Here is a 14,955-nt window from a genome sequence, read left to right on the forward strand (position 1 = left end):
GGGCAGGCTTCCCATGGCATGAAAGAGAAAGTCAGCGCCTTGAGGCGCGGCCTAGTAGGGCGGGCTTAGAGCCCGCGTCCCGAGCCACCCGTTTTACGGGTGGAGGCGACTCAATAGTATCTCAACGGTATAGAGATCGGTAATTTACGGGCTGCATCTCGTACCGTTCCTTAAATTTCTTGGAAAAGTAACTAATATTTGGAATTCCTACATTCAGGGCAATCTCACTAATCTGAAGATTGGTGGTCTTTAGCATATATGAAGCAATCTCCAGCTTGTAGTCCATCAGAAAGGTATTGAGATTCCTGCCTGTTTCCTTTTTAAAAAGCCGGGTAAGATAATCCGTATTCAGATGGATGTGATCAGCAATCTCTTTTATGGAAGAGATATCAGCATAATTTTCTGCAATGTAGGTCAGGGCCGCTTCTACATGGGAGCTATATGTTTTAGCGGCTGGGAGTGATAAAATATAATGCCGTATCATAGACCAGGCATATTCTTGCAATTCAGAGAAGGAAGTTGTATGCTCAATCTTTCTTTTCATCTGTACAAAAAGATCAGATAGAATAGCAGTATCCTCACAATAATATAAGCAGAGTGAGTAAAGCAGGCTGCTGTATGCTTCTTTTATAAAGGGAACTTCAGGTTCGTATTTCAGAATCCATTCCTCTTGATTGCGCAGATCATGAAAGAATTTCTGATTATCATAGGTACGTATATCCTGGATGAGCTCTGCATTTAAATGCTGGAATTCTTCGATTGGGATTATTTCATGGAGAGAAATCCCTGTCCTATAAGAAGCATTTTCATAATATAACTGTTCCAGGTTCCTAAAGGCTTCACGAATACATAATATAAGTTCAGAAAGCTGGTGAGATACTTTGCTGCATCCGGCCTTCATTTGAGGGTGTTTTCTGCATATTTCCGCCAGAAAGGAGGGCAGAATGATATGCCAGCCTTTTCCTGATTTAGAGGAATTTATGTGGATTGGTCTCCATTCAAAAAGGTAATAAAAAACGTTCTCCACCTCTCCAAGGAAGAGAATATTGTCAGAGATAACATTCCTAAAATCAGAGGCAAGAATAGACTGCCTTAATGAAGCTGAAAAATTCTCTAAATGATCCAATGTAAATGAAATTACAAAATAAGATTTTTCTTTCCATCCAGGGAAAAGCGATAGAATCTGTTTTTCCTCTATATCTTGCTTCTGCAGGACTTTGACTAAAAAAGTATGGATAGATGCTTCGATGTTAGAATGGCTGTCCTGTAATTGGTTACGGCATCTAAGCAGTAGTTCCTTTAATGAGGTTTTATCACACTCACTTTTTAAGATGTACTCGAAAGCTCCGTTCCTCATAACTTCCCTGGCGTAGTCAAACTCATCATGGCTGCTTAATATGATAGGAAGGACCTTCTGGTTAATTCTATGGATTTCACGGATTAGGTCAATTCCATTCATTCTTGGCATTTGGATATCAATAAATATGACATCATAGGAAATCTTCTGCAGCATTTCTAGTGCCTCAATCCCGTCAGAGGCAGTGTCGGCATGTACATTCAGACCTTCCAAAGACTGAACCGTATGCTGAAGCCATTCGCGGATAATCGTTTCATCATCTACGATTAAAATGTTCATAACCCGTTCCTCCCTTAATAATAAAATTTATAAGCCTGGGCTTACACGTGAAATAAAGAAATGTGTATCAAAACAGCGTCAAAGTGGACATTAGGAATTCATTTTCTCACTTAATGAGGTTAAATCGTATATTTCGGCAGTGTGATGGAAATTGTGGTTCCTTTTCCTTCTCTGCTGGATATTTCAAATTTATAATCACTCTGATAATGCAGCTCCAGACGGGATGCAATATTTTTTAGACCAATATGACGGTGATCTTTGGTATCTGGGGTCGTTAGTGAATCGACCTGTTCCTTGGGCATCCCTTTTCCGTTATCTGTTACTTTCAGCAGGAGATATTGTCCCTTGCTTTTAATTCGAATGACAATCACACCATCCTTTCGGTTGTTGGAAAAACCATGGAAAACAGCATTTTCAATAATAGGCTGAAGAATGAACCGTAGGATTAACTGGTCCTTACATTCGTCATCGATCAGAAATTTAAAGGTGAACGAGTTGGTATACCGCTGTTGTAAAATATAGGTATATTGTTTCAAAGTATCAACTTCTTCCTGAACCGAAACAAGCTGCTGTTTACAGTTCAGGATATTTTTTAACATGGAATTCAGCGCATCGATCATCCGGCAAGCTTCTTCCGAGCGGCCCATATCCACCATACACTTAATGCTGAAGAGAGTATTATGCATAAAATGCGGGTTGATCTGCATCTGAAGGAAATGCAGCTCTGTTACCCGTTTGGTGTGTTCCTTCTTTTTGATATCATTCAATAAAGAGACGATACGGACAACAAAGTTTTCACATGCATCAGCAATCCACTGTGTCTCAGCAAAGCCTTTTCGTGGAAAAACAACATTAAAATTTCCTCCCTGTGCTTCATCCATTGCGGTATATACCTCAGTAAGTGGACGAGAGATTGCATAGGAGACCCAGGCCGCGGCAAGGATACTGATTACGCATACCAGCAGAGCAATCAGAATAATTGAACGTTCAATCCGGTAGAGTGGGTGCAGTATAGAGGACATAGGAATCTCTTCTACCACAATCCAGGAGGAATCATCTGTAGAGTACTTAGAAAATAAATACGGTACCCCGGATTTCTGTATGGTGGCGGAGTTGCTGTCCCCAAATAATTCGTAAAATACAGGCATTTTATAGAAATAATGACCAATCATAGATTCTGTTGTATGTGAGATTATCTGTCCTTCGGTATCAACCACATAAACATTTCCATTATCTGAAGTCAGATTCTGATAGGTGTCATATAAAAAACGTTCTGGAATATTGATCATTATCATCCCGGCAATCTCAGAAGACTCCGTTCTAAAGAAACGGAGCAGGGAAAAATAATTAGGGTCTTCTCTGGTGCTATATCTTGTCCGCAGACTGGAAAGCCAATAGAGAGGGTCAGGGGAATTTACAGCCTTGTAGTACCATAGCTCATTAGTATATAGTTCAAGGTCCTTCAGCTTTTTAGCATCTGTAGAATATCTCAATCCATTAGTAGTAAGCAGCTGCATTTCGTAGTCAAAGGAGTAATGCGCCAGCGTTTTTCGTATTTTGTGATCCAGATTTTTTAGATATTCCATTTCTTTTTTTGTATCTTTATAAACGATATTATTCACTGCCATTGACTGAAGGGTATCATCGTAAAAAAACATATCTGAAATCGTTGTGATTTCCCCTTTCATTTTATCCATATTTCCATTTACCTGAGAGAGTGTGTCAATGCGGCCTTGGGAAATATTTTCTATCAATTGTTTCTTATAAAAGTGAAAAGAGGGAACGATAATCAGGATGGTCACAAATAAAATAAAGGTTATAAATAAAATGGATAAAACTTGTTTTAACTGTAAGGGTTTCTTCTTATAAAAGATTATATTTTGTTTCATCGCACAGCTCCTATGTAAATATACATGACGGAATATAAAATGGGGTGATAAGTCCAGTTTCTAATAAGAAAAAAAGAATGTCAAGGAAAAACAAATGGAAAACAAACGAAAGGGTTATATCATCGGAAAAGTGATATAAAATATACGGATTTGTGATAATCAAAAATAGTATAAATCTGATCTGCAATAAGGAGAACAGAAAAGTGCTAAATTCAATACAGCTTTTAGATAGCGGTAAATAGGAAGGGGATATATAATTGAAGCAACTTAAGAAAACCGAAATTAAAGGAAAGGAATGAAAAGAATATGAAAAAAAGGATGATAAGCCTCTTATTAGCATTGGCAGTTGTATCCACAGCATTGACAGGATGTGGAGGTGGAAAAGAGGAGCAGGGGAAAAATGAAAAGAAGTCGGAGAGTGCAAAGTCAGAAGAAGATCTGACAACTTTAAGAGTACAGTCCATGCCGAATTTTAACGGGGTCCTGCTTTCTTACATTGTGGACCAGGGCTGGGCGAAGGAAGAGGGACTTAATCTGGATGTTGAGCTTTATGCAAATGGAGCTGCCGCAAATGAAGCATTGGCAGCAGGCTTATGGGATGTGGGCTTTCAGGGACCAGCCTATGTATTCGGTTCAGTCAACAATGATGCGAAGATCATTGGAACATCCAGTGATACAGGAGGAGATACCTTATTTGTCAGAGAGGACAGCAAGATTCTGGACGTCCAGGGATTTAACCCAACTTACCCTGATGTATACGGAGACCCAGATACAGTGAAGGGAACCACGATCCTGTTCTCCGCCGGAACTTCGCTGCATCAGTTGACCTTAGAATATCTGGAATCGCTTGGAATCAGTGCAGAAGAGGTCAGTATGGTCCCCATGGATTATCAGACCTGTGAACAGACTTTCCAGATTGGAGAGGGTGACATTGTGGCACTTCCGACACCATGGTCAACAGCGGTTACCGATAAATACGGCTGGCAGCCGATTGCAACTTTACAGGATTTTAGTTCCACTAATACGGATGTGATCTGTTCAAAAGAGGCATATGAGGATATGAAGCCTGAACTGACTAAATTCATGAAGCTCTGCTACCGTGCTGCGGATGAATTAGAAGCAGATAAAGACTTAAAGATGGCCCAGATTAAAAAATTCTATGAAGAAAATGCGCTGGAAGTAACCGATAAAACAATTGAAGAGGAAGCGGATCTAAGAATCTTTATAACATCTGAAGAACAGAAAAACATGGAGTATGGAAAGGCAGAAGCAGATGCCGCTGATTTCTATGCTTCCATCGGTCAGATTGAAGCAGACCAATGTGAGACGTTTAAAGGAAATGTAGTTGATGATATCTGGAAAGCGGCATTAGAATAAACTTACAAAATATATGCAGCATGGGGGAGTGAAAATGCCTCCCCCTTTTGTATACAAAAATTGAGGTGAATTAGGATGAAGGAAAAAAGAGAAAAACAGAAATATAGGATAATCTCAGTGATTTCCCTGGCAGCATTCATACTGATATGGGAGCTTCTGACAGATGTACTACATCTGCTTCCCGAAAAGAAGCTGCCGAGTCCGGCGACAATCATAGAGACATTTCTCTATAAGCTGACAAATACGAACCCGGATGGAAGTGTACTGGGTATCCATATACTGACAAGCTTAAAGGAATCCATATTAGGATTCTGTATTGGCGTAGGCTTAGGAGTACCTCTTGGAATATGCATGGCATGGTTCGAGAAGTTCGATATGTTCTTTAAGCCGCTATTTGATCTGATTAAGCCGATTCCACCGGTCGGCTGGGTCCCAGTCATGCTGATGGCTTTTGGACTTGGAATTATGTCAAAGGTAACAGTAATTGTAATTGCTGCAATTGTACCTGCAATTATTAATTCATACAGTGGGATTAAGCAGATGAATCCGGTACATAAATGGGTCGCTCAGACATTCGGCGCATCCAATGGGCAGATTCTGCGGACAATTGCGATTCCAACGGCCGGACCGATGATATTCGCAGGGATTCGTGTATCACTGAATGCATCTTGGGTAACCTTAGTGGCAGCAGAATTAGTGGCATCTACAAAAGGGTTGGGATATATGATACAGATGGGCCGTATGGTAGGAAGAATCGACCTGGTATTTATGGGAGTGCTCGTTATTGGAGGTTTTGGTGCATTATTTTCTGCACTTCTTGGAATGGCAGAGAAAAAAATCGTGAAGGGAGGCCGTTAGTATGGGTGCAGTAATAAAGACAAAAAAGACACAGACTGTTCTCATGGGAACTCTGGGCATCCTTGTATTCTTAGCAGTCTGGCAGATTGCGGTATTGGTGACCAGATTTGGAACAATCTTCCCCACGCCTTTCGAGGTGCTATCAGGTATGGCAAAAGCGGTAGTGGAGCCAATTGGTAAGACAACACTTCTTGGGCATGTGGGAATCAGTCTGAGCAGGGTATTGGTAGGCTATATTCTTTCCTCCATAGCAGGAGCTTTGGTCGGTCTGGTCATGGGGGCTTCTAAATTAGGAAAGGCAGTTTTGAACCCAATCTTCAATATTATTAAGCCGATTCCTGGAATTGCATGGATTCCACTGGCAATCTTATGGTTCGGTACAGGTAATACGACAATCTATTTTATTATCTTTGTAGGAGGATTTGCCCAGATGGTCATGAATACAATGGCAGGGGCGGAAAATGTAAGCCAGGAGCTGATCGGTGTGGCAAGGGTCTTGGGATTAAAGAAAAATAGAATTTTTCTGACCATTGTTCTTCCGTCCTGTGTGCCTTATATTTTCAGTGGTCTTCAGGTCTCACTCTCCACCAGTTGGATGGCGGTGCTGGCAGCAGAGATGATTACAGCTACATCCGGCTGCGGATGGCTCATCCTTTCAGGTATGCAGAGCGGCAACATGGTAAATAACGTGATGGGAATGATATCAATTGGTATTGTCGGTTTGGTATTGGCATCCTTCATGAGAATTATGGAAAGGAGATTATGCTCATGGAAAGAACGGGGGCAATAGAAAAGCAGTCTATGGTACGTCTGGAAAATATAAAGAAAAGTTTTGATGTTAGTGGTAAGTCAGTAGAAGTAATTGGAGGAATTGATCTGGATATTGAGAAGAATGAATTCGTTGTCCTTTTCGGGGCAGGCCAGTGTGGAAAGACGACGCTTTTAAAAATGATAGCAGGTCTGGAGGATATTACGAAAGGAACTGTTTACATAGACGGTAAGAAATCTTCTGGTTTTCATCCGGGAGTGGGGATGGTCTATCAGACGACCTCTCTGTTCCCGTGGCTCACAGTCATGGGAAATGTAGAATTTGGTCCAAAGGCAAGAGGAATCAAAAAAGAAGAACGTAGAAAAAAGGCCCAGTATTATATTGATCTGGTAGGACTCCATGGATTTGAAAAGCACTATCCAGTTAAGCTTTCCGGTGGAATGTGCCAGAGAGTCGGAATAGCAAGAGCATACTGCAACGACCCAGACATTATCTTGATGGACGAGCCATTCGGACATTTGGATGCACAGACCAGATACATGATGGAAGAAGAGGTAGAAAAGATATGGGCGAAGGAAAAGCGGACGGTCATTTTTGTAACAAATAATATAGAAGAGGCACTTTATCTGGCAGACCGCATTATTATACTGACGGAATGTCCGGCAGTCGTAGCAAAGGAATATAGGATCGATCTTCCCAGGCCGAGAAGTATGGTTAGTGAGGAATTTTTGGCATTAAGGGAGGAAATCAGCCAGTTAGTCGATATTCCGAGAGAAAGTGAGGAGAAGGCAGTATGAGTGAAATAAAAGTATCCGTCGATAATCTGACGAAATCATTTGGCGATCTGCTTGTTCTGGACCGTATTTCATTTTCTGTGAACCGGGGAGAATTCCTTTGTATTGTTGGCCCGACAGGATGTGGAAAAACAACGTTTCTGAATTCATTGACGAAAATATTGGAGGCCGACAGCGGTACGATTCGAATTGATGGAGAAGAGGTTGATCCAAAAAAACATAATCTTGCGTATATTCTCCAGGAATATTCTACATTGCCCTGGCTGAATGTAGAAGAGAACATTGCTTACGGGCTTAAAATAAAAGGAACAGATCCGAAGACCATCAAGGAGCGTGTGGACGAAGCTGTTGAAATGGTCAATATGCAGGAGTTCCGTAAATTTTATCCAAAAGAGCTTTCTGCCAGTATGCTGCAGCGAGTTGTGATTGCAAGGGCGTTTTCTACGCAGCCAGACCTTCTTTTAATGGATGAGCCTTATGGACAGCTTGATCTGAACCTGAAGTATAAATTGGAGGATGAGCTTTTAAAGTTATGGGAGAAAACAAAGACCACGGTTATTTTCATCACACATAACATTGAGGAGGCCGTTTATTTAAGCGACAGAATCCTGGTATTAACGAATAAGCCGACACACGTAAAAACAGAACTCATCAATGAACTTCCGCGTCCGAGAAAGGTCGCAGATAAGGAATTTGTCAGTCTGCGGAATAAGGTCACTGATCTGATCCGCTGGTGGTAAGAAAGGAGAACAAAATGGATAGACCTAATATTTTATATCTGATGTGCGATCAGTTCCGGTTTGATTGTATCAGTGCATTAGGGAATAAAATCATACAAACTCCGAATTTGGATCGACTGGTCCAAAGAGGGCTGATTTATACCAATGCTTATTCTCCGTGTCCAGTCTGCGTTCCAGCCAGGTATGTGGTGAGGACCGGAAGAGAGCCCTACCATCTGGGATGTTATTGTAATGAGAATCCGACACCGGTATACCATGATGCTATACAGTCTGCATACATTCCGAGTCATGATGGGAATCTAGTAGAAAATAGCTGCGGAGAATATCTGGCCAGGAGAATGGGAAGGCTTGGATATCGTACATTCGGTATTGGCAAATTTCATACAAGCCCGGATGTTTATGAGAATCTAGGATATGAAGTCCAGATTCATACAGAGGAGATGTATGATACCCCGGAAATTAAGGAGAAGGATGGCTTTGCCTCCTTTATTATGAAAGAACATCCTGAATATGCTCATTTAGAGCAACTTCACGGTGAACGGACGAATATGTATTTTGTACCGCAGATGAGTCCCATGCCGGCTGAATATACGGTGGAAAGGTTTACTGCAGATCAGGCGATAGAGCAGTTAAAGAAAGAGGATGAAAGGCCGTATTTTGGATTTGTATCATTCGTGGGACCGCACCCGCCTTGCGCGCCTCCGATTCCGTACAATCGTATGTATGATCCCGATGGAATGTCAAATCCCATCCGTGGAAACAGCTATACGGATCGAATGGATGAGCAGATTCAATGGATGAACTATTTGATTTATGCGGATGAAATTAATGACGCCTGGGCGCGTAATTTTAAGACAAGGTATTATGGGGAAATTACATATATTGATGACTGTATCGGAAAAATTTTAGATGCAGTTGAGGAGAGATCTGATTCAGATAACACAATTATCTGTTTTTTTAGTGATCACGGAGAAATGGCCGGAGATCATGGAGGATGGCAGAAGGAGACATTTTTTGAGGAGGCAGCCAAGATACCGTTCCTCTTAAGCTGGCCGGAGAGATGGAACCAGCCTGAGGTGAGAACCAGCCTGATCTCACTGACAGACTTATATGGAATTGCCACTGCTGCTGCGGGAGCGGCAGATGCCAGGGATGGAGTTTTGATTCTTGAGGGAGAGAAAAGAGAGGTATTGTTCGGTGTTCATGGAAGACCTGAATCCGAACAGTTTAAAATGATGGTGCGTAAAGGGGAATGGAAATATATTTATATGGCAAATGGCAGCAGGGAACAGCTCTTTCATTTAAGTGAGGACCCTCATGAACTGGTCAACCTGGCATCGTCAGAGAAACAGGTGAAGGAAGAGATGTATCAGTTGATGCTTAAAAAATGCCAGAGCGAGCCGGGGCTTAAGGAAGCTGTTTTAGAGGGCAGAATGCATGGTATTCCATATCACCCGCGAAAATTGGAAAGACTTCATCAATTTGATTTTTCGAAAAATATTATGGATTATACTGTTCCTTCCGGCTGCAGTTTTATGAGCCAGGCGTTATTTTTGGAGGAGTAGGCATATAAGTTCCTTTCTTTTTATGATATAATAAATAAAATATAGTCTAAAAAGGGAGGGGCACATAAGATGAATAAGAAACAGATAGGCGGTCTGGTCATCGCAGTGGGACTATTTATCATCACTGGGATCACAAGCGTATTTACCAATACTATAGCCAAACGAAATGCCGCCGATACGGCAGATGCAGTGGAGAAGATGCTGATTGGAGGAGTGACCTTCGATGCGCCGAAAAGTGATTATATTGCGGTGGTAAGCGTACAGGGAACGATCCAGCCGCAGACAGAGACTTCATTGTTCGAGACTGCAACAGGATATCAGCACTCAACAACCTTGGATTATATTGATCGGCTGATGTATGACGACTATAATCAGGGAGTGCTCCTCTATGTAGATTCACCAGGAGGGACGGTCTATGAGGCAGATGAGTTATATTTAAAGCTGATGGAATATAAGGAAGTAACGGGACGTCCGATCTGGGGATACATGTCACACTATGCAGCATCCGGCGGATATTATGTCTGTGCGGCTGCTGATCAGATTTATGCGAACCGCAATACAGTGACAGGTTCGATCGGTGTAATTATGTCCGGTTATGACATGACAGGTCTGTATGAAAAATTGGGAATTAAGTACGTCAGTATCACAAGCGGTCCGAATAAGGATTCTTCTAAGATGACGGAGGAACAGATTGCAATTTATCAGTCCCAGGTGGATGAGGCCTTTGAGCAGTTCGTACAGGTAGTTCAAGATGGCCGGCAGATGTCCGATGCCGAGGTTAAAAAGCTTGCAGATGGCCGTACCTATACCGCAAACCAAGCCTTGGAAAATGGCCTCATTGATGTGGTGGCCTCTTATGAAGACATGAGTTATGATATGAGCGAGGCGCTTGGAGTATACAATTTTTATGAGCCAAAATCAACCGAATCGATTTTAAGCTCCTTATTTTCTGAAGTAAAGAAAAACCTGCCAAAATCAGAGGCACAGGTCCTTACCGAGGTGGCCAAGGAGAAAGAGAACGGGGGGCTGATGTATTATGCAGAACAGCTTCGATAACCTTCAAAAGAGTCCATCTGCCGATATCACATATGCAGGTTTTTGGGTTCGTTTAGGAGCGTATGCTATTGATAGTATCATTGTCTTTGTAGGGCTTTTGATTGTACGGTTTACAATGTGGACCGTCACCTCACTTTTAGGAGATACTTTCCTAGGTGGAAATATTTTGTTCCACTATACGCTGAAAGACATCCTATTATACGCAGCGCAGGTGCTATATTTTATTTTATGTACGTATTTTACAGGAACTACTCTGGGAAAGAGAGCTATGAATCTCAGGGTGATTTCTGCGAATGATCAGAAAAAATTGACTTTTTTGAATATTCTTTATAGGGAGACAATCGGCAGGTTTTTGAGTGGGTTCATCTTCGGGATTGGATATATACTGATTGGAATCGATAAGGAAAAAAGAGGACTTCACGATATTCTGTGTGATACCCGGGTAATCTATGGAAAAAAAATCAAGGTATATCCGGTTTATCAAAGACCGGTCCAGCCCTATGCGCCAGTACAACCGATCTACTATGGAACATCCGGGAATCCGCAGGCGAAAGACCAGCCCACGGCTCCGGTACAGGAACCTAACGATTCCAATAATTTTGATTCAAAAGAATGATTTCTGCGGTACGTTTTACCGTAAAAGCTACAAATTCTGTACACTGCGCTTTTCGCTCCGGTGAATTTTTCTCCATCTTGCGTGTCAGAACGCGGCAGCAGGAAGCACCACAGTGTTTACAAAAGTCATCGTGCAGTTCCTGGCAGACCTCGAAGCATTTACTGATTTTCGGGTCGCCAGGTTTTGTACGTCCGAAGAAATATCCCAGCATCATTGTTCCGCCGGCCAGTGCACCACAGATGCAGCCTCCACCGCCAAGTCCCCAAGGAAATCCAGAACTCATGGCAATTGCATCATCAGACAGTTCTAATTTAAAGTGCTTTCTTATGGCATAAACAATGGATTCCGAACATGCGAATCCAGAATTGAATATCTCAACTGCATCTTTTTGCAGTTCTTCCATATCAATTACAAAATCTGTTCCCATCATAGAACCTCCCAGTACCGTAAATTTTTTAATTAACCTGTAAAATTAGGCCAACTTTACTATACCACTATTTTCTTTTTTAAAAAACTATATTATAATAAGAAAAGTTGTATAAGATCAGTACGATTATAAAAAAGTATACCTTATTGGATACTAGCAGTCCAATAAGTATCAGATTATCAGGAGGAGCTATGGTACGTTCAATTAATGTTGAAGAAATTACAAGAAATGTAAAAGAGATGTGTATTGAGGCGAACCATTACCTGTCACCAGATATGGATGCTGCCATGAAAAGAGCGGAGCAAGAAGAGAAGGCGCCGCTTGGAAAGCAGATTTTAGAACAGCTTCAGGAGAATCTAAAAATCGCAGCAGCAGATATGATTCCAATCTGTCAGGATACAGGAATGGCAGTCGTATTTTTAGAAATCGGCCAGGATGTGCATTTGGAAGGTGGTCTGTTAGAAGATGCGGTAAATGAAGGGGTACGTCAGGGATACACAGAAGGATATTTGAGAAAGTCTGTAGTCAAAGATCCTCTGATTAGAGAGAATACAAAAGATAATACACCAGCTATTATACATACTAGAATTGTTGCCGGCGATAAAGTAAAGATTAAAGTTGCTCCGAAAGGATTTGGCAGTGAGAATATGAGCCGTATCTTCATGCTCAAGCCTGCAGAAGGCATTGAGGGAGTAAAGAATGCAGTTCTTACTGCGGTAAAAGATGCTGGACCCAATGCATGCCCGCCAATGGTAGTAGGTGTCGGAATCGGTGGTACATTTGAGAAGTCCGCATTAATGGCCAAAGAAGCTTTAACACGAGAAGTAGGAAAACATTCTGATATAGAATACGTAAAGGACCTTGAGGAAGAGCTGTTAAGCCGGATCAATGGTCTTGGAATCGGCCCCGGCGGATTGGGCGGCACGACAACAGCACTCGCAGTGAACATCAACACTTATCCGACCCATATTGCGGGGCTGCCGGTTGCTGTGAACATATGCTGCCATGTGAACAGACACGTAATTCGGGAGGTTTAGCAAAAGGGGCAGGCCCTTTTGTCAGCCATATTTAGAATATTCTTAAAATTTAGCCGGAAAGGATTGATTATAATGGATAAACATATCACAGCACCTATCACGAAAGAGATTTCTAAATCGCTGCGTTCAGGAGATTATGTGTATATTACAGGAACAATATATACAGCCAGGGATGCTGCACATAAAAGAATGTATGATATTCTTGCGGAAGGAGGGGAACTTCCGATTGATATCAAGGATCAGGTGATTTACTATATGGGACCGTCTCCGGCCAGAGAGGGTCGTCCGATCGGTTCTGCAGGTCCGACGACGGCAAGCCGTATGGATAAATATGCACCGCAGCTTTTAGATTTGGGTCTTGGTGCTATGATCGGAAAAGGAAAACGTACACCAGAGGTCATAGATGCGATTATACGGAACGGCTGTGTCTATTTTGCAGCGGTAGGCGGAGCAGGAGCTCTGCTTTCAAAATGTATTACAAGCTCAGAGGTCGTTGCCTATGATGATTTGGGGACGGAGGCAATTCGCAAATTGACAGTAGAGAATTTCCCTGTCATTGTTGTAATAGATAGTGAAGGAAATAATCTATACGAGACTGCAATCAAGGAGTATTGTACGGAAGCTTAATTGAATCCCAACAAAGTAAGTCTTCTATTTTAGACAAAGAAATATAAGCGGCGGCAGAGGCTTATGTATATCAGCAGGAGTTCAAGCTCCTGCTGATAAGCAGTGATAGCTGTTTTATGTTTTTAGGAAATAAACATTTCTATTTCTAAAGATGTTTATTTCTTATATTATTGGTAAAACTTAGAGTTGAGAGGGAAATATAATGAAACGTATACTAATGATGGTATTTCGAAATATAATCTTGGTACCTTATATGTGGTGCCGCTTGTGTTATCATGCTTCGCACACGGAGAAATACACAGAAGAAGAGCAGTATGCTCTTTTGAAATTTATTGTACTCCGTGCCAATAAAGGCGGTAATGTAAAAATAGAAGCACATGGTGTAGAGAATATTCCGAAGGAAAGCGGTTTTATGTTTTTCCCGAATCATCAGGGACTGTATGATGTACTTGCAATACTGGAGGCTTGTCCAAAGCCATTTTCCGTAGTAGCCAAAAAGGAAGTAAAGAATGTACCCTTTTTAAAACAGGTCTTTGCCTGCATGAGGGCTTATATGCTGGACCGAGAAAATGTACGTCAGGCAATGCAGGTAATTATTGATGTATCAAATGAAGTTAAAAATGGGAGAAACTATCTCATCTTTGCAGAAGGTACTCGTTCTAGAAATGGAAATAGAATCGGTGAGTTAAAGGGGGGAAGTTTTAAAGCTGCTACAAAAGCGAAGTGTCCCATTGTGCCTGTCGCATTGATAGACTCATTTAAACCGTTTGATACAAACACAATTAATAAAGTGACAGTCCAGGTGCATTTCCTTGAACCTTTATGTTATGATGAGTATAAAGATATGAAAACAACAGAGATTGCAACACTTGTACACGACAGAATACAGGAAACTATCGACAAATTTGAGAAAAATTGAAAAACTTGCAATTTTATCGTTGACATTAAAGGAACTGTTTAGTATAATAACTTTTGCACTGTTGATGACTTATTTATGAAAATCATTCGGCAGATTTAATTGCATAATGTCCTGTCCGTGAGGCAGGTATTATTCAGAATCAGGAGAAATACTCAAGAGGCTGAAGAGGCGCCCCTGCTAAGGGTGTAGGTCGGGGAACCGGCGCGAGGGTTCAAATCCCTCTTTCTCCGTTTGATGTTTTCCAGAACTACTGGGCAAAACCAGTAGTTTTTGCATGTAGGCTCTGCCATAATGTAAAATGAAGACATCAGTTTGTTCGTAAAATATAGTATCAAAAAAACATTTGAAAAAAGTTTAAAAAACTGTTGACAAATAAAAATACACATGATATTATATCTAAGCTGACTCGCGAGAGACAGCAAACGACAAAAAGAACCTTGATAATTAAACAATAGACAACAAACCCTTGAAAATTTCTTATAGAGAAAATTTTTAAGAACAGCATCATTTATGATGCACCCATCACCAAGAGAGATCTTGATGATAAGAACAGTAAAAGGGATAGAATTAGCTAGTAGCGATTCTTGAACTGGAACAAACACTTTTAACGAGAGTTTGATCCTGGCTCAGGATGAACGCTGGCGG

The 14,955-nt window shown here is 41.4% G+C and carries 14 protein-coding genes and 1 tRNA gene; 12 read left to right on the forward strand and 3 right to left on the reverse strand.

Going from position 1 to position 14,955, the window contains the following annotated elements:
• Positions 1 to 121: 121 nt before the first annotated feature.
• Complete coding sequence (locus HGO97_RS23325; protein ID WP_216245634.1) at positions 122 to 1,636, reverse strand: response regulator; 1,515 nt, start codon at positions 1,634 to 1,636, stop codon at positions 122 to 124.
• Positions 1,637 to 1,755: 119 nt separating this feature from the next.
• On the reverse strand, positions 1,756 to 3,525 hold the full coding sequence (locus tag HGO97_RS23330; protein ID WP_281420048.1) for a sensor histidine kinase: 1,770 nt from the start codon (positions 3,523 to 3,525) through the stop codon (positions 1,756 to 1,758).
• Between the two features lie 306 nt (positions 3,526 to 3,831).
• Between HGO97_RS23330 and HGO97_RS23335 the strand changes: the two genes are divergently transcribed.
• The 8 genes from HGO97_RS23335 (at position 3,832) to HGO97_RS23370 (ending at position 11,300) form a co-directional block, all read left to right on the forward strand.
• The gene (locus tag HGO97_RS23335; RefSeq protein WP_216245638.1) at positions 3,832 to 4,902 is read left to right on the forward strand and encodes an ABC transporter substrate-binding protein; all 1,071 of its coding nucleotides are present in this window, start codon (positions 3,832 to 3,834) and stop codon (positions 4,900 to 4,902) included.
• Between the two features lie 75 nt (positions 4,903 to 4,977).
• Positions 4,978 to 5,760 carry an ABC transporter permease gene (locus HGO97_RS23340; RefSeq protein ID WP_216245639.1) on the forward strand — a complete coding sequence of 261 codons (783 nt, stop codon included), beginning with the start codon at positions 4,978 to 4,980 and terminating at the stop codon, positions 5,758 to 5,760.
• Position 5,761: 1 nt separating this feature from the next.
• Positions 5,762 to 6,550, forward strand: a complete 789-nt coding sequence (locus HGO97_RS23345) for an ABC transporter permease (RefSeq protein ID WP_216245641.1) — start codon at positions 5,762 to 5,764, stop codon at positions 6,548 to 6,550.
• Entirely contained in the window at positions 6,529 to 7,326 is a 798-nt protein-coding gene (locus HGO97_RS23350; protein WP_216245643.1) for an ABC transporter ATP-binding protein, read from the forward strand. The genes HGO97_RS23345 and HGO97_RS23350 overlap by 22 nt, the downstream gene beginning before the upstream one ends.
• Positions 7,323 to 8,063, forward strand: coding sequence for an ABC transporter ATP-binding protein (locus tag HGO97_RS23355; RefSeq protein ID WP_216245645.1), 741 nt, complete (start codon positions 7,323 to 7,325; stop codon positions 8,061 to 8,063). Before HGO97_RS23350 ends, HGO97_RS23355 begins: the two co-directional genes overlap by 4 nt.
• A 14-nt stretch (positions 8,064 to 8,077) precedes the next feature.
• The gene (locus HGO97_RS23360) at positions 8,078 to 9,628 is read left to right on the forward strand and encodes a sulfatase family protein (protein WP_216245647.1); all 1,551 of its coding nucleotides are present in this window, start codon (positions 8,078 to 8,080) and stop codon (positions 9,626 to 9,628) included.
• Between the two features lie 69 nt (positions 9,629 to 9,697).
• Complete coding sequence (gene sppA / locus HGO97_RS23365) at positions 9,698 to 10,684, forward strand: signal peptide peptidase SppA (RefSeq protein ID WP_168866540.1); 987 nt, start codon at positions 9,698 to 9,700, stop codon at positions 10,682 to 10,684.
• The gene (locus tag HGO97_RS23370) at positions 10,665 to 11,300 is read left to right on the forward strand and encodes an RDD family protein (RefSeq protein ID WP_168866541.1); all 636 of its coding nucleotides are present in this window, start codon (positions 10,665 to 10,667) and stop codon (positions 11,298 to 11,300) included. The genes sppA and HGO97_RS23370 overlap by 20 nt, the downstream gene beginning before the upstream one ends.
• On the opposite strand, the gene HGO97_RS23375 is transcribed toward HGO97_RS23370, so the two are convergent.
• Positions 11,266 to 11,730 carry a C-GCAxxG-C-C family (seleno)protein gene (locus HGO97_RS23375; RefSeq protein ID WP_330641314.1) on the reverse strand — a complete coding sequence of 155 codons (465 nt, stop codon included), beginning with the start codon at positions 11,728 to 11,730 and terminating at the stop codon, positions 11,266 to 11,268. The genes HGO97_RS23370 and HGO97_RS23375 overlap by 35 nt on opposite strands.
• Before the next feature lie 188 nt (positions 11,731 to 11,918).
• Here HGO97_RS23375 and HGO97_RS23380 point away from each other — a divergent pair, with 188 nt between their 5' ends.
• The 4 genes from HGO97_RS23380 to HGO97_RS23395 all read left to right on the forward strand — a co-directional run bounded on the left by HGO97_RS23380 (position 11,919) and on the right by HGO97_RS23395 (position 14,540).
• Positions 11,919 to 12,764, forward strand: coding sequence for a fumarate hydratase (locus tag HGO97_RS23380; protein ID WP_216245649.1), 846 nt, complete (start codon positions 11,919 to 11,921; stop codon positions 12,762 to 12,764).
• A gap of 72 nt (positions 12,765 to 12,836) precedes the next feature.
• Positions 12,837 to 13,391 carry a Fe-S-containing hydro-lyase gene (locus tag HGO97_RS23385; protein ID WP_168866666.1) on the forward strand — a complete coding sequence of 185 codons (555 nt, stop codon included), beginning with the start codon at positions 12,837 to 12,839 and terminating at the stop codon, positions 13,389 to 13,391.
• Positions 13,392 to 13,593: 202 nt separating this feature from the next.
• Entirely contained in the window at positions 13,594 to 14,310 is a 717-nt protein-coding gene (locus tag HGO97_RS23390; protein WP_168866665.1) for a lysophospholipid acyltransferase family protein, read from the forward strand.
• 142 nt (positions 14,311 to 14,452) lie between these two features.
• Positions 14,453 to 14,540: transfer RNA gene (locus HGO97_RS23395), tRNA-Ser, on the forward strand.
• Positions 14,541 to 14,955: the final 415 nt, after the last annotated feature.

The organism is Faecalicatena faecalis (genome assembly GCF_012524165.2).
GTDB classification, from domain to species: Bacteria; Bacillota; Clostridia; order Lachnospirales; family Lachnospiraceae; genus Faecalicatena_A; species Faecalicatena_A faecalis.

Excerpts from the sequence above, each read along its gene's own strand:
- HGO97_RS23355 (WP_216245645.1), top strand. The coding sequence starts at position 7,323 with ATGAGTGAAATAAAAGTATCCGTCGATAATCTGACGAAATCATTTGGC.
- HGO97_RS23360 (WP_216245647.1), top strand. The coding sequence starts at position 8,078 with ATGGATAGACCTAATATTTTATATCTGATGTGCGATCAGTTCCGGTTT.
- sppA (WP_168866540.1), top strand. The coding sequence starts at position 9,698 with ATGAATAAGAAACAGATAGGCGGTCTGGTCATCGCAGTGGGACTATTT.
- HGO97_RS23330 (WP_281420048.1), bottom strand. The coding sequence starts at position 3,525 with ATGAAACAAAATATAATCTTTTATAAGAAGAAACCCTTACAGTTAAAA.
- HGO97_RS23325 (WP_216245634.1), bottom strand. The coding sequence starts at position 1,636 with ATGAACATTTTAATCGTAGATGATGAAACGATTATCCGCGAATGGCTT.
- HGO97_RS23345 (WP_216245641.1), top strand. The coding sequence starts at position 5,762 with ATGGGTGCAGTAATAAAGACAAAAAAGACACAGACTGTTCTCATGGGA.
- HGO97_RS23375 (WP_330641314.1), bottom strand. The coding sequence starts at position 11,730 with ATGATGGGAACAGATTTTGTAATTGATATGGAAGAACTGCAAAAAGAT.
- HGO97_RS23335 (WP_216245638.1), top strand. The coding sequence starts at position 3,832 with ATGAAAAAAAGGATGATAAGCCTCTTATTAGCATTGGCAGTTGTATCC.
- HGO97_RS23390 (WP_168866665.1), top strand. The coding sequence starts at position 13,594 with ATGAAACGTATACTAATGATGGTATTTCGAAATATAATCTTGGTACCT.
- HGO97_RS23385 (WP_168866666.1), top strand. The coding sequence starts at position 12,837 with ATGGATAAACATATCACAGCACCTATCACGAAAGAGATTTCTAAATCG.
- HGO97_RS23370 (WP_168866541.1), top strand. The coding sequence starts at position 10,665 with ATGCAGAACAGCTTCGATAACCTTCAAAAGAGTCCATCTGCCGATATC.
- HGO97_RS23340 (WP_216245639.1), top strand. The coding sequence starts at position 4,978 with ATGAAGGAAAAAAGAGAAAAACAGAAATATAGGATAATCTCAGTGATT.
- HGO97_RS23350 (WP_216245643.1), top strand. The coding sequence starts at position 6,529 with ATGGAAAGAACGGGGGCAATAGAAAAGCAGTCTATGGTACGTCTGGAA.
- HGO97_RS23380 (WP_216245649.1), top strand. The coding sequence starts at position 11,919 with ATGGTACGTTCAATTAATGTTGAAGAAATTACAAGAAATGTAAAAGAG.